This window comes from Pseudomonas palleroniana (assembly GCF_022836895.1).
GTDB lineage: Bacteria > Pseudomonadota > Gammaproteobacteria > Pseudomonadales > Pseudomonadaceae > Aquipseudomonas > Aquipseudomonas palleroniana.
In genome coordinates, this window is sequence record NZ_CP092411.1 from 1657181 (window position 1) to 1670570 (window position 13390).

Consider the following 13390-nt stretch of genomic DNA (forward strand, 5'->3'; position numbering starts at 1 on the left):
ATTCCAAGGGTGGGAGGGGGCTTGCTCCCGATGAGGCCAGACCGAACGCCCTGATATCTCAAACAAAAAAGGCCCCTGGATTCTCACCCAGGGGCCTTTTGCATTTCAGCGGTAGGGCTTACGCCGCTTTCGCTTCCAGCTGGCTCAACGAGCGGTTCAGCGCACTGAACACCGCCTTGAAGCTCGCCGTAGTGATGTTTTCGTCAATGCCCACGCCGTGCACCGGGCGCTCGCCATTCACACGCAGTTCAATGTAGGCCGCCGCCTTGGCATTGGTACCTGCGCCGATGGCATGTTCGTTGTAGTCCATGATCTCCACCGTGATCGGCAGGGCAGCGACCAGGGCTTCCAGGGTACCGTAGCCCTTGCCGTGCCAGCGCAGGTTGGTTTCACCCTGGCCCTTGCCCGAGACTTCGACTTCTACCGAACTGTTGCCGTTCTCTTCCTGCAGGCGGTGGCTGACCAGCGCGTACGGGGTGTTGGCTTGCAGGTACTCGCGCTGCAGCAACGCGTAGATCTGCTGTGCGGTCATCTCCAGGCCGATGCGGTCGGTTTCGGCCTGCACCACCTGGCTGAATTCGATCTGCATGCGGCGCGGCAAGCTGATGTCGTATTCCTGCTCCAGCAGGTAGGCGATACCACCTTTGCCCGACTGGCTGTTCACCCGAATCACGGCCTCGTAGCTGCGGCCGATGTCGGCCGGGTCGATCGGCAAGTACGGCACTTCCCACAGCGCATCGTCTTTCTGCTGGGCGAAACCCTTGCGGATTGCGTCCTGGTGAGAGCCGGAGAAGGCGGTGTGCACCAGGTCGCCGACGTAGGGGTGACGTGGGTGCACCTGGATCTGGTTGCACTCCTCGACGACTTTACGCACGCCGTCGATGTCGGAGAAGTCCAGCTGTGGGTCGAGGCCCTGGGTGTACATGTTCAGTGCCACGGTGACCAGATCGACGTTACCGGTACGCTCGCCGTTGCCGAACAGGCAGCCTTCGACACGGTCGGCACCAGCCATCAGGCCCAGCTCGGTGGCGGCAACGCCCGTGCCACGGTCGTTGTGGGTGTGCAGGCTGATGATCACGCTGTCACGACGGTTGATATGGCGACCGAACCACTCGATCTGGTCGGCATAGATGTTCGGCGTCGCGCATTCAACGGTGGCCGGCAGGTTGAGGATCATCTTGTGCTCAGGTGTCGGGTTCCACACCTCGATCACTGCATCACACACTTCCTTGGCGAACTCCAGCTCGGTGGCGCTGAAGGTCTCCGGCGAGTATTCGAAGGTCCAATGGGTTTCAGGCTGCTGGGCGGCGTATTTGACGAACAGCTTGGCGGCGTTGACCGCGATGGCCTTGATGCCTTCCTTATCCTGGTTGAACACGATGCGACGGAACGACGGCGACGTGGCGTTATACAGGTGCACGATGGCCTTCTTGGCACCGCGCAGGGATTCGAAGGTCCGCGCAATCAGGTCTTCACGACCCTGGGTCAGCACCTGGATGGTGGTGTCCTCAGGGATGTGGTTGTCTTCGATCAGGGTGCGTACAAAGTCGAAGTCGGTTTGCGAGGCCGCCGGGAACGAAGCCTCGATTTCCTTCACGCCGACCGCCACCAGGGTCTTCCAGAAACGCAGCTTTTTAACCGCGTCCATTGGCTCGATCAGCGACTGGTTGCCATCACGCAGGTCGGAACTGCACCAGATCGGCGCGCTGGTGATGGTTTTCGAAGGCCAGGTGCGGTCCGGGATATCGATGGTCGGGAACGCACGGTACTTGGAAGACGGGTCTTTGAGCATGCTCATCAGAAAAATCCTTGTTGTAGGGCCGAGAAGAGGCGGCCTGCCGGAAAGCGTTTATTAGGGATAAAACCGGGGACGAGAAAGATCGATTCAGCCTGGCAGTCGTGCGCTGACGAGGCACAGGCTGCGGTGCTGGCGGAGCTGAATGAGGGTGTGAGAGGTTTTCATAAGCTCAACCCTAACCGCCGAGGTGAAAGATGGCAAGCAGTCGAGAAAAATTGAGAGAAGTTCTGCTATTGCTGCAGAAAACGAGATTTTATAGTGGGTAATTATCTGCGGCCTGGTATTTATTGCGCGCCCTTTGGCGAGCGCGCAATCGAGCCGATCAAGGTTGGAAGGCGCCGATAAAGATCGCCGGGTCCACCCGCGCATCATTGAGGCTGACGTTCCAATGCATATGCGGCCCGGTCGCGCGGCCTGTCGAGCCAACCTTGCCGACCACGGCGCCGCGTGCCAGCTGATCGCCGGTTTTCACGTCGATCTTCGACATATGGCAGAACATGCTGATAAAACCCTGGCCATGGTCAACGAACACAGTGTTGCCGTTGAAGAAGTAGTTGCCGGTCAGGATCACTTTGCCCGCTGCCGGGGTTTTGATCGGGGTGCCGGCACCGACGGCGAAGTCCAGGCCGGAATGCGGGTTGCGCTCCTCGCCATTGAAGAAGCGGCGCACGCCGAACTTGCTCGACAGCGGCCCATTCACCGGTTTATCCAGTACGAGGTTGCTCGGCAGGTTGGGGCTGAAGGTGCGGTAGGCCTTGATCTGCACCGCCAGTTCGCCCTCGATGCGCTTGAGCTGGGCCGGGTCGGGGTTGACCTGGCTTTTGTTTTTCAAGGTGATGCGTTGTTCCGGGTATTTCTTGTAACCGACGATAAATGGCAGGTTGCGCCCGCCGCTGATGATGCGCTCGTTGCCCGGCTTGACGGTCAGCGGGATACCCACAATCGCCAGCCAGTTGTCCTGCTCCTTGACCACCAGCACCGGTTTGCCTTGGTAAGTGGCTTTGGGCGCCGTCGCCGAAGGGCCGAGATCGACCACCGCAACGCCGCCGGGCACCGGTTTGTTCAGGGTGCGGGTGATGTAGCTGTCGGCATGGGCATTAAAGGCAAGGCACAGCAGCATTAACAGGCTGAGTAAACGTGGCATCGATCAATCCAATAACGAAAGGGTGACTGGTGTCAGGTGGTTGTCTTCCACCCGCACCTGCAATTGGCCTTCACCAAGACGCGCGGTCAGCCGCTGGCCGGTGTGGGTCTGTGCGGCGTTGCGGATGGCCTGGCCGCGTTCGTCCAGCAGAATGCTGTAACCCCGGCCCAGGGTCGCCAGCGGGCTGACCACCTGCAGCGTCTGCACCTGGCTTTGCAGTTGCAGGCGGCGGGCCTTGAGGCCTTCGCGCATGGCGCGGGGCAGGCGTTCGGCGAGGCTGTCCAGGCGCTGGCGCAACAAGGCCAGTTGGCGCCCCGGGTGTTGGCCGGCAAGTCGGGTTTCCAGGCGAATCAGGCGTTCGCGGCGGGTATTGAGGCTGCGTTCGAACGCACGACGCAGGCGCATGTCCAGGTCATCCAGGCGCTGGGCTTGCTGGCGCAGGCGTTCGCCGGGGTGGCGCAGGCGGCGGGCCATGCCTTCCAGGCGCAGGCGGTCGTGGGTGAGGCGGTTGCGCATCAGCATCACCAGCCTTCGGTGCAGGCTTTCGACCTGGCGCACCAGGTGGCTGGCATCCGGGGCCAGCAATTCAGCAGCGGCCGAGGGCGTTGGGGCGCGAACGTCCGCGACAAAGTCGCTGATCGATACATCGGTTTCATGGCCGACGGCACTGACGATCGGTGTGACGCAGGCATCCACCGCCCGGGCCACGGCTTCTTCGTTGAAGCACCAGAGGTCTTCCAGTGAGCCGCCGCCACGGGCCAGGATCAACGCATCAAAGCCGCGGGCGTCGGCCAGTTTCAGCGCCCGCACGATCTGCGGGATCGCTTCGCGGCCTTGTACGGCAGTGGGGATCAACGTCAATTGCACCTGTGGTGCACGGCGGCGGAACACGCTGATGATGTCGCGGATCACCGCACCGGTTGGTGAGCTGATAATGCCAATACGCCGAGGGTGCGCCGGCAGCGGTACTTTGCGTTCGGCACTGAACAGGCCCTCGGCGCTGAGTTTTTCCTTCAGGGCATCGAAAGCCAGGCGCAGCGCACCATCACCGGCCGGCTCCACCGTGTCGAGGATCAACTGATAGTCACCGCGGCCCTCGAACAGTGAGACCTTGCCACGCACCTTGACCGCCAAGCCATCCTTCAACGCCTGGCGCACCCGTGCGGCATTGTTGCGAAACAGCGCGCAACGCACCTGGGCGCCACTGTCCTTGAGGGTGAAGTACACGTGGCCGGAGGCTGGGCGGGCGAGGTTGGAGATCTCGCCTTCCACCCAGATATTGGTGAACACGTCTTCCAGCAACACCCGCGCGCGGCCGTTGAGCTGGCTGACAGTCAGGACTTCGCGGTCCAGGCCCAGACGGGCAAAGGGATCTTTAATCATGGCGGCAGTTTATAGGCATTCGTGCAGGGTTTGACAGAATTGCTCCACCAGCGCGCTGGGCGTCTGTGCGCGGGCCAGGGCCACGGTGCTCAGGCAATCCGGTTCGGCGAGGGGCAAAAAGTGCAGGTTGGGTGGCGCAATGTCTTGCATGGATTTTGGTAACAAGGCAATACCGAAACCGGCCTGGATCAGTTGCAGTTGGGTGGTCTTGCGCGACATCACCCGCGCCGCCCTGGGGAAAAAGCCAGCACGCATGCACAGTTCCGCCGACAGGTAACTCAGGCCGCCACGCTGGGGATGAGGGATCGAGATAAACGCTTCATCCTTGAGCTGCGCCCATTCGATCGGCCCGTCTGTGCGGGCGAGTGGATGGTTCGGCGGCACCGCCAGCAGCAGTTGCTCACTATATAAAGGCTCCACCTGTACGCCTTCACGTTGGCGCAGCACCGGCAGGCGTAACAGGCCAACGTCCAGGCGGCCGTTGGCGATTTCCTCCAGTTGCGCTTCGGAGGAGAGTTTGGCGATATCCACCGACACCCCGGGGCAGCGCTCCAGCCAGGTGCTGATGCCCTGTAACAATGGGCCGCTCATCGGCACGGTACTTGAGTGGCTCAGGCGCAACGTGCCAAGTTGACCGTGACCCACTTGTGTCGCCATTTCGCTGGCCTTGAGTAGCTCATTCAGCAGGTTGCGCGCCCGTGGATAGAACGCTTCGCCGGCGGCGGTGAGTCGAGGTTGGCGTGCAGTGCGTTCGAACAGTGGGGTTTGCAGCTGGGTTTCCAGCTCCTTGATCTGTCGGCTCAGGGCCGATTGCGCTACAAACAGGCGTTCGGCAGCGGCGCTGAAGCTGCCGCTGTCGGCGATTTCGACGAAGTAGCGCAGTTGGCGGGTGGAGATCACAAGTCATGCCTTTTAGAGATAGGTGAAGGGCTTTGAAGATATTAGTCGCATCTCTCACCGATGGCTAAAGTGATGACCTTCTCTTTAAAGGAATAACCCATGAGCCCGGTCGAGTTGATGAGCCAGTGGTCGTTTGGTGGGATCGATTGGGCGGTGATCGGCCTGGGCGTGGTCGTGGCCTATATCGTGTTCGGTATTGCCGGTTTCGGTACGGCGCTGGTGGCGGGGCCGATCCTGATTGTGTTTATGCCGCTGTCGAAGATCATCCCGCTGCTGGTGCTGCTGGATTTCGTCGCGGCGTTTGGCAATCTGCTGCAGTCGCGGCGTGATGTGAACCAGCCGGAGCTGTTGCGCTTGCTGCCGTGCATGGCCGTGGGCTGCACACTCGGGGTGGTGTTTCTGCTCAATCTGCATTCGGATCTGTTGCTGCTGTTGATGGGGCTGTTCATCAGCGCCTATGCGATCTACAGCCTGGCCGTGAAGGCCCGGCCCACTCAGTTGGCGGCGGGTTGGTCGGTGCCCATGGGCACTGTCGGCGGTCTGTTTGGCGCGCTGTTCGGCAGTGGCGGCTTTTTATACGCGATCTACTTGAACAGTCGTTTGCCCAAGGACGCGGCGCGCGCCACACAAAGCGCGTTGATCAGTTGCAGCACGGTGGTGCGCCTGAGCCTGTTCCTGATCGCCGGGGTGTACGCCGACGGGCCGTTGCTGATGCTGGCGCTGTGCTTGTTGCCGGCGATGGCGCTCGGGCTGTGGTGTGGGCGCAGGCTGACGATGCGCATGTCCCGTGAGGCTTTTGTGCGTTTGGTGACTTGGCTGGTGCTGGCCAGTGGTATTGCCTTGATCGGGCGGTATTTGAGTACTTGACCTGTGTGAGGCAGGGATTAAGCTGCCTGCCTTTAGAGCCTCATCGGGGGCAAGCCCCCTCGCACATTTTGAATTGTGAATACCTTCAAAGGTGGGAGGGGGCTCGCCCCCGATGAGGCCAGTGGCCATACCGCAGGACTCCCATGAACTCCCAAAGCATCCTTGTCCCGAAAATCTCCACCTTGCCCGTCCACGAACCCCGCGCCCGCGCGATCGTGCGCTGGCTGGTGCGTAAGAACATCATCAAGGAAGAGCTGAGCACCTGCGGGCGTACCGGCAACCGCATGGCTTACGCGCTGGCCGATGGCGCCCGCGCCGTGGTGCTGCACCCCGAAGCGCTGCCGTTCAACGAGCCGGTCAACGGCCTGGAGATCATCTACAAGCGTTGCATCTATACGCCAGCCAAAGGTTTTCTCGAAGAAGCCGGCTGCCCGGAATGCCTTAAGGAGGTCGGCGAGGCATTGTTCGAAAGCCTGGAAGACTGGATGCCTGGCCACACTGACAACTTCACTTGCCCGCTGTGTGGGCATGAGGATGACATCAACGGTTTTCTGTTCCTGCAGGAATGCGGATTTTCCAACCTGGGATTCATTTTCAACAATTGGGCGGAGGCTGGGTTCAAGCAAAGCTTTATCGACGAATTTGCCGACTGGCTGGACCAGAAGATCAGTTGGGTCAAAGTCGAGCTGTAACCCACCTGAAAAGCTGCAGGTTTTCTCCATCTATCAGTATTACCAAGTTTGTCAGAGTTTTACATTGAGCCTAGCAGGGTGCGTGTATATAATGGCGCGCTTCCATTTTCCCGCTCGGGAGCCCCCGCGATGCTGCGTATCAGCCAAGAAGCTCTGACATTCGACGACATTCTCCTAGTGCCTGGTTATTCCGAGGTGCTTCCTAACGAAGTCAGTCTCAAGACCCGCCTAACCCGTGGCATCGAGCTGAATATTCCTCTGATTTCCGCTGCCATGGACACCGTCACTGAAGCCCGTCTGGCCATTGCCATGGCTCAGGAAGGCGGCATTGGCATCATCCACAAGAACATGACCATCGAGCAGCAAGCTGCCGAAGTGCGCAAGGTCAAGCGTTACGAAGCCGGTGTGGTGAAAGATCCGATCACCATCGAAGCCGACGCTACCGTGCGTGACTTGTTCGACCTCACTCGCACGCACAACATCTCCGGTGTTCCGGTGCTGCACGATGGCGACCTGGTCGGCATCGTCACTTCCCGTGACGTGCGTTTCGAGAACCGTCTTGAAGTCACCGTCCGCGAAGTGATGACGCCTAAAGAGCGTCTGGTCACCGTCAAGGAAGGCGCCGACAAGAACGATGTGCGCGAACTGCTGCACAAGCACCGCATCGAGCGCGTGCTGATCGTCGACGACAAGTTCGCCCTCAAAGGCATGATGACTGTCAACGACATCGAAAAAGCCAAGGCTTACCCGCTGGCCAGCAAGGATGACCAAGGTCGTCTGCGCGTGGGCGCCGCCGTCGGTACCGGTAAAGATACCGGCGACCGCGTTTCGGCCCTGGTCGCCGCCGGTGTTGACGTGGTGGTGGTCGACACTGCCCACGGTCACTCCAAAGGTGTGATCGACCGCGTCCGCTGGGTCAAAGAGAACTTCCCTGAAGTGCAGGTGATCGGTGGCAACATTGCTACCGGCGCAGCCGCCAAGGCCCTGGCCGAAGCGGGCGCCGACGCCGTCAAGGTCGGTATCGGCCCTGGCTCGATCTGCACCACCCGTATCGTCGCCGGTGTCGGCGTGCCGCAAATCAGCGCCATCGCCAACGTCGCCGCCGCCCTTGAAGGCACTGGCGTGCCGTTGATCGCCGACGGCGGCATCCGCTTCTCCGGTGACCTGTCCAAGGCCATCGTTGCCGGTGCCTCCTGCGTGATGATGGGCTCGATGTTCGCCGGTACCGAAGAGGCCCCGGGTGAAGTCGAACTGTTCCAGGGCCGTTCGTACAAGGCTTACCGCGGCATGGGTTCGCTGGGCGCCATGTCCCAGGCACAAGGCTCTTCCGACCGTTACTTCCAGGACTCCTCGGCAGGCGCCGAGAAGCTCGTACCGGAAGGGATCGAAGGCCGTGTACCGTACAAAGGCCCGCTGAGCGCCATCATCCATCAACTGATGGGCGGCCTGCGTTCCTCGATGGGCTACACCGGTAGCGCCAACATCGAAGAAATGCGCACCAAGCCAGAGTTCGTAAGGATCACCGGCGCCGGCATGGCTGAATCCCATGTCCACGACGTGCAGATCACCAAGGAAGCGCCAAACTACCGCGTAGGTTGAGGCTTCCAGCAAAACGTTAAGTAACCGGGGCTGTTCTTCAGCCCCGAGTTGTTTCTGATTCATTAGACGAGACTGACTTCATGGCCCTCGACATTCACGCCCACCGCATCCTGATCCTCGACTTCGGTTCCCAGTACACTCAGCTGATCGCCCGCCGCGTGCGTGAAATCGGCGTGTACTGCGAACTGCATCCGTTCGACATGGACGACGCAGCGATCCGCGAATTCGCCCCCAAGGGTGTCATCCTCGCCGGCGGCCCCGAGTCCGTGCACGAAGCCAACAGCCCGCGCTGCCCGCAAGCGGTATTCGACCTGGGCGTGCCGGTCTTCGGTATCTGCTACGGCATGCAGACCATGGCCGAGCAACTGGGCGGCAAGGTTGAAGGTTCCGAGCTGCGTGAATTCGGTTATGCCCGTGTGGACGTGGTCGGCAAGAGCCGCCTGCTGGACGGCATCGAAGATCACATCGACGCCGACGGCCTGTTCGGCCTCGATGTGTGGATGAGCCACGGTGACAAGGTCACCAAGATGCCGGAAGACTTCCACATCCTGGCCAGCACCCCGAGCTGCCCGATCGCCGGCATGTTCAACGACGAGCGTCGTTACTACGGCGTGCAGTTCCACCCGGAAGTGACCCACACCAAGCAGGGCGGTCGCATCCTGTCGCGCTTCATCCTCGACATCTGCGGCTGTGAAGCCCTGTGGACGCCGTCGAAGATCGCTGAAGACGCCATCGCCCAGGTTCGCGCCCAGGTCGGCACCGACAACGTGCTGCTCGGCCTGTCCGGCGGCGTAGACTCCTCCGTGGTTGCAGCACTGCTGCACAAGGCCATCGGCGACCAACTGACTTGCGTGTTCGTCGACAACGGCCTGCTGCGCTTGCATGAAGGCGAGCAAGTGATGGCCATGTTCGCCGAGAACATGGGCGTCAAGGTGATCCGCGCCAACGCCGAAGAGCAGTTCCTGAACAACCTGGCCGGCGAGTCCGACCCAGAGAAGAAGCGCAAGATCATCGGTCGCACCTTCATCGACGTGTTTGATGCCGAGTCCAACAAACTGGACAACATCAAGTACCTCGCCCAGGGCACCATCTACCCCGACGTGATCGAGTCGGCCGGCGCCAAGAGCGGCAAGGCCCACGTGATCAAGTCCCACCACAACGTGGGTGGCCTGCCTGAGGAAATGAACCTCAAGCTGGTAGAACCGTTGCGCGAACTGTTCAAGGACGAAGTCCGCCGTCTGGGCCTGGAGCTGGGCCTGCCGTACGACATGGTCTACCGCCACCCATTCCCGGGCCCGGGCCTGGGCGTGCGCATCCTGGGTGAAGTGAAGAAGGAATACGCCGACCTGCTGCGTCGCGCCGACCACATCTTCATCGAAGAACTGCGCAAGGCCGACTGGTACCACAAAGTCAGCCAGGCGTTCGTGGTGTTCCAGCCGGTGAAATCGGTGGGTGTTGTAGGCGATGGCCGCCGTTACGCGTGGGTCGTGGCCCTGCGTGCCGTAGAAACCATCGACTTCATGACCGCCCGTTGGGCACACCTGCCATACGAACTGCTGGAAACGGTCAGCGGCCGTATCATCAATGAAATCGAAGGCATTTCGCGCGTGACGTATGACGTGTCGAGCAAGCCGCCGGCGACGATTGAGTGGGAGTGATCCTGCAATAGCAGGTGAGTGCTGAATAACAAAACCCCGGCCATATGCCGGGGTTTTGTGTTTCAGGTGGCAGGCGAGGTCAGAAAAACTCGTCCAGCAAACAATAGAACTTCATGCGCTGTTCATCGGGTTCAACACCATAAAGCTCAAAAAAGGCTTTCACCCATGCCTGCCCCAGGTTGCGTTCAATACTTCGCGCTGCCAGGGCCAGGTCTTGATAACGGTCACTGATTCCCAGGCGGCCGCAGTCGATGAAGCCGCTGAAGCGAGCGTCTGCCGTCATGAAGTTCGGCAGGCAGGCATCGCCATGGGTGACAACCTGATCTTGGATCTTTGGCCGAGTCGACAGCAGTTCGGCAAACACGTCCTCAGCACTTCGTCCCAGTCGCTCATCGTCGAAGTCCGCCTCGTCCACGAGCCCGGCGCTGACATGCTTCTGGGCGCGTGCGATACGTTGCTCAACTGAATGGTCGAAGGGGCAAAGCGCGACGGGGACTTGATGCAAAGTCCGCAGCGCCGTCGCCAGTATGTTGATGACCTGCGCGGCAGAAACCCCGATGGCACTGGCCAGGTCCTGTCCCGGCACGTCGGTCATCAGCAGCCAATGGCGATGGTCGTCTTGCACTTCATCCAGGACCACAGGTGCAGGCAGATCCATTTGCCGCAGCCAGCGAAGCCGTTCGATTTCGTCTGCCAGCTCGCTGTGTTCATCGAGCCGCTCTGATTTCAGGAACAGATCCGTGCGGCCATCCTGGCGCAGGCGAAAGACGTCTGCCCGCGACTCGCCGATGGCTTGCTGCTCGATGAGTGCATGGGGGTATTGTCTATGCCATTTGCTTGGGATTTTCATGTTTGTTTCCGGCTTATCGACGTGCAATATCCGAAAAATAAAACTTATCCAACGTATGCCGCGACTCGGTGTACTCGAACTGCCGCCCGTCCTGCAAAAACGTCTGGTTACTCACCACGATCACATGGCTCTGGCCTTCGAGGTCGAGGTGAGTCTGGTCGTCTTTGCCGCGCGGCAGGGCTTCGATGGTGCGTTGGGCGTAGGCAATCTGCAACTGCAGGGTCTGTTCGATAAACGCGTAGATCGATTGTTCGGCAATGTCGCGATCCAGCCCCGGGATCACGTCCGCGACGAAGTGGTTGATGTCCAGGATCACGCGTTTGCCGCCGATGCGCCGTACCCGTTTGATGCGGGTGATCAGGGTGCCGGGCTCTGCTTCGATGTGTTGCAGCAGTGTGCCTTCCAATGGGAACTGGGTGAACTCGACGACTTCGGTGCGTACGTCATCGCCCAGGTCGGCGTGGGTTTCGTGGAAGCTGACGATACCGCCCAGTTGGAACTCGATCGGGTTGGGCGACAGCACGAAGGTGCCCTTGCCGTGGATCTTTTGTGCAAAACCACGTTCCTGCAACTGCTCGATGGCCCGGCGCACGGTGCCTCGGCTGGCCTGGTAGCTGTCCATCAATTCGGTTTCGGAGGGAAGGCGCGTGCCGCGTTGCAGGCGTTCAGTGGTGATGCTGGCAAGCAGATCCGTATAGATCTGGTTGTATTTGCTCATGGAGATGGCTCTGTGCCCGACTGATGAAGGTGACTGCGCGTTCAGGCAGGAACCTTAGTGGCAGAGGTGGGGTTTGTCCATTGCAGGCCTGCGTAAGAGCTGAAATGTCTGACTCAAGGTTCGGAAAAGTAAACAATTTGTAACTCGTCTGTACGAGTTGTTGCTTTAACTCGTACAGACGAGTACTTTTGCCCTCGGCGTGCTGCCAATGACTGCCCTCCAATAAAAAAATCAAAGTGGAAACCAAGCATGAGCCACGACTATTCGACGATTGCCCGCGAGATTCTCGAAAACCTCGGGGGCAGCGAAAACCTTGAGCAAGCTGCCCACTGCGTGACCCGCCTGCGCCTGGCGCTCAAGGACCCAAGCCTGGTCAAGAGCAGCGCGTTGAACCAGGTCGATCTGGTCAAGGGCTCGTTCTTCACCGGCGGTCTGTTCCAGGTGGTGATCGGCCCCGGTGAAGTGGAAAAGGTCTACGCCGCCTTGCGCGAGCAGACCGGTCTTGCGGCCGCCACCATCGCCGACGTGAAGAAGAAGGGCGCCGACAAGACCAACGCCATGCAGCGCCTGGTGCGGGTGTTCTCCGACGTGTTCATGCCGATCCTGCCCGCGCTGATCATCGCCGGCCTGTTGATGGGCGTGAACAACCTGATGGGCGCCAAGGGCATGTTCATCGAGGGCAAGACGCTGCTGGAGGCCTATCCGAACCTGGATGGCTTGTGGAGCCTGATCAACCTGATGGCCAACACCTCGTTCGTGTTCCTGCCGGCGCTGGTGGGCTGGTCAGCGGCCAAGCGCTTTGGCGGCAGTGAAATCCTCGGCATCGTGCTCGGCCTGATGCTGGTACACCCGGACCTGCTCAATGCCTGGAACTACGGCAAGGCAGTGGCCGGGCTCGACGGCCAGAGCCTGCCGTACTTCGATATTTTCGGCTGGTTCAAGATTGAGAAGGTGGGCTACCAGGGGCAGATCCTGCCGATCCTGATGGCGGCATATGTGATGAGCGTCATCGAGAAATGGCTGCGGGCGCGGGTGCCGAATGCGATTCAACTGCTCGTGGTGCCGATCACCACCATCGTCGTGACCGGTGTGCTGGCGCTGGCGATCATCGGCCCGGTGACCCGTCACCTGGGCATCCTGATCACTGAAGGCGTGGTGACGCTGTTTGATCTGGCACCGATGATCGGCGGGGCGATTTTCGGCCTGCTGTATGCGCCGTTGGTCATCACCGGCATGCATCACATGTTTCTCGCCGTGGACTTGCAACTGATCTCTACCCAGGGCGGCACCTTTATCTGGCCGATGATCGTCATGTCCAACCTGGCCCAGGGCAGCGCCGCACTCGCGGTGTTCTACACCACCCGCAATGCGCGGGACAAAAGCATGGCATCCACCTCGGCGATCTCCGCGTACTTCGGCATCACCGAGCCGGCGATGTTCGGGGTCAACCTGCGCTTCAAGTTTCCGTTCTATGCCGCCCTGGTGGGCTCGGCGCTGGGCAGCATTTTCCTATCGCTGAACAAGGTGCAGGCGTCGGCCATTGGGGTAGGGGGATTGCCTGGTTTTATCTCGATCGTACCGAGCGCCATTCCGATGTTTGTGATCGGGATGGTCGTCGCGATCGTGGTGCCGTTTGTTTTGACCTGTGCGTTGAGCATGAAGATTGTTCGGCCCGGGTATCGCGTCGCCTGATCAACCGCTATCGGGAGCAAGCCCCCTCCCACTGTTTGATGTGTGAATGCATTCAAGTGTGGGAGGGGGCTTGCCCCCGATGAGGCCCG

Annotated in this window: 11 protein-coding genes; 5 read left to right on the forward strand and 6 right to left on the reverse strand. The window is 60.4% G+C overall.

Annotated elements, in window-relative coordinates:
* Positions 1 to 118: 118 nt before the first annotated feature.
* The 4 genes from leuA to MJP36_RS07540 form a co-directional block, all read right to left on the reverse strand.
* On the reverse strand, positions 119 to 1798 hold the full coding sequence (gene leuA / locus MJP36_RS07525) for a 2-isopropylmalate synthase (protein WP_244385132.1): 1680 nt from the start codon (positions 1796 to 1798) through the stop codon (positions 119 to 121).
* Between the two features lie 322 nt (positions 1799 to 2120).
* Positions 2121 to 2942, reverse strand: coding sequence for a M23 family metallopeptidase (locus MJP36_RS07530; RefSeq protein ID WP_104994742.1), 822 nt, complete (start codon positions 2940 to 2942; stop codon positions 2121 to 2123).
* A 3-nt stretch (positions 2943 to 2945) separates the two neighbouring features.
* The gene (xseA, locus tag MJP36_RS07535; protein ID WP_060754306.1) at positions 2946 to 4325 is read right to left on the reverse strand and encodes an exodeoxyribonuclease VII large subunit; all 1380 of its coding nucleotides are present in this window, start codon (positions 4323 to 4325) and stop codon (positions 2946 to 2948) included.
* 9 nt (positions 4326 to 4334) lie between these two features.
* The gene (locus tag MJP36_RS07540; RefSeq protein WP_244385133.1) at positions 4335 to 5225 is read right to left on the reverse strand and encodes a LysR family transcriptional regulator; all 891 of its coding nucleotides are present in this window, start codon (positions 5223 to 5225) and stop codon (positions 4335 to 4337) included.
* A 99-nt stretch (positions 5226 to 5324) separates the two neighbouring features.
* Between MJP36_RS07540 and MJP36_RS07545 the strand changes: the two genes are divergently transcribed.
* From MJP36_RS07545 to guaA, 4 genes are all read left to right on the forward strand, one after another.
* Entirely contained in the window at positions 5325 to 6092 is a 768-nt protein-coding gene (locus MJP36_RS07545; RefSeq protein ID WP_104994739.1) for a sulfite exporter TauE/SafE family protein, read from the forward strand.
* A gap of 143 nt (positions 6093 to 6235) precedes the next feature.
* Positions 6236 to 6784, forward strand: a complete 549-nt coding sequence (locus MJP36_RS07550) for a hypothetical protein (protein WP_060754303.1) — start codon at positions 6236 to 6238, stop codon at positions 6782 to 6784.
* A gap of 129 nt (positions 6785 to 6913) precedes the next feature.
* The gene (guaB, locus tag MJP36_RS07555) at positions 6914 to 8383 is read left to right on the forward strand and encodes an IMP dehydrogenase (protein ID WP_060754302.1); all 1470 of its coding nucleotides are present in this window, start codon (positions 6914 to 6916) and stop codon (positions 8381 to 8383) included.
* Positions 8384 to 8463: 80 nt separating this feature from the next.
* Positions 8464 to 10041, forward strand: a complete 1578-nt coding sequence (gene guaA, locus MJP36_RS07560; RefSeq protein ID WP_060754301.1) for a glutamine-hydrolyzing GMP synthase — start codon at positions 8464 to 8466, stop codon at positions 10039 to 10041.
* 79 nt (positions 10042 to 10120) lie between these two features.
* Here the strand turns inward: guaA and MJP36_RS07565 are convergent, their stop codons facing one another.
* The gene (locus tag MJP36_RS07565; protein WP_244385134.1) at positions 10121 to 10891 is read right to left on the reverse strand and encodes an APH(3')-II family aminoglycoside O-phosphotransferase; all 771 of its coding nucleotides are present in this window, start codon (positions 10889 to 10891) and stop codon (positions 10121 to 10123) included.
* A gap of 13 nt (positions 10892 to 10904) precedes the next feature.
* Positions 10905 to 11609, reverse strand: a complete 705-nt coding sequence (gene treR, locus MJP36_RS07570; protein WP_060754299.1) for a trehalose operon repressor — start codon at positions 11607 to 11609, stop codon at positions 10905 to 10907.
* A gap of 249 nt (positions 11610 to 11858) precedes the next feature.
* On the opposite strand from treR, the gene treP reads away from it, so the two are divergent.
* Positions 11859 to 13301 (forward strand): PTS system trehalose-specific EIIBC component, encoded by a 1443-nt coding sequence (gene treP, locus MJP36_RS07575; protein ID WP_104994736.1) that lies wholly within the window; start codon positions 11859 to 11861, stop codon positions 13299 to 13301.
* Positions 13302 to 13390: the final 89 nt, after the last annotated feature.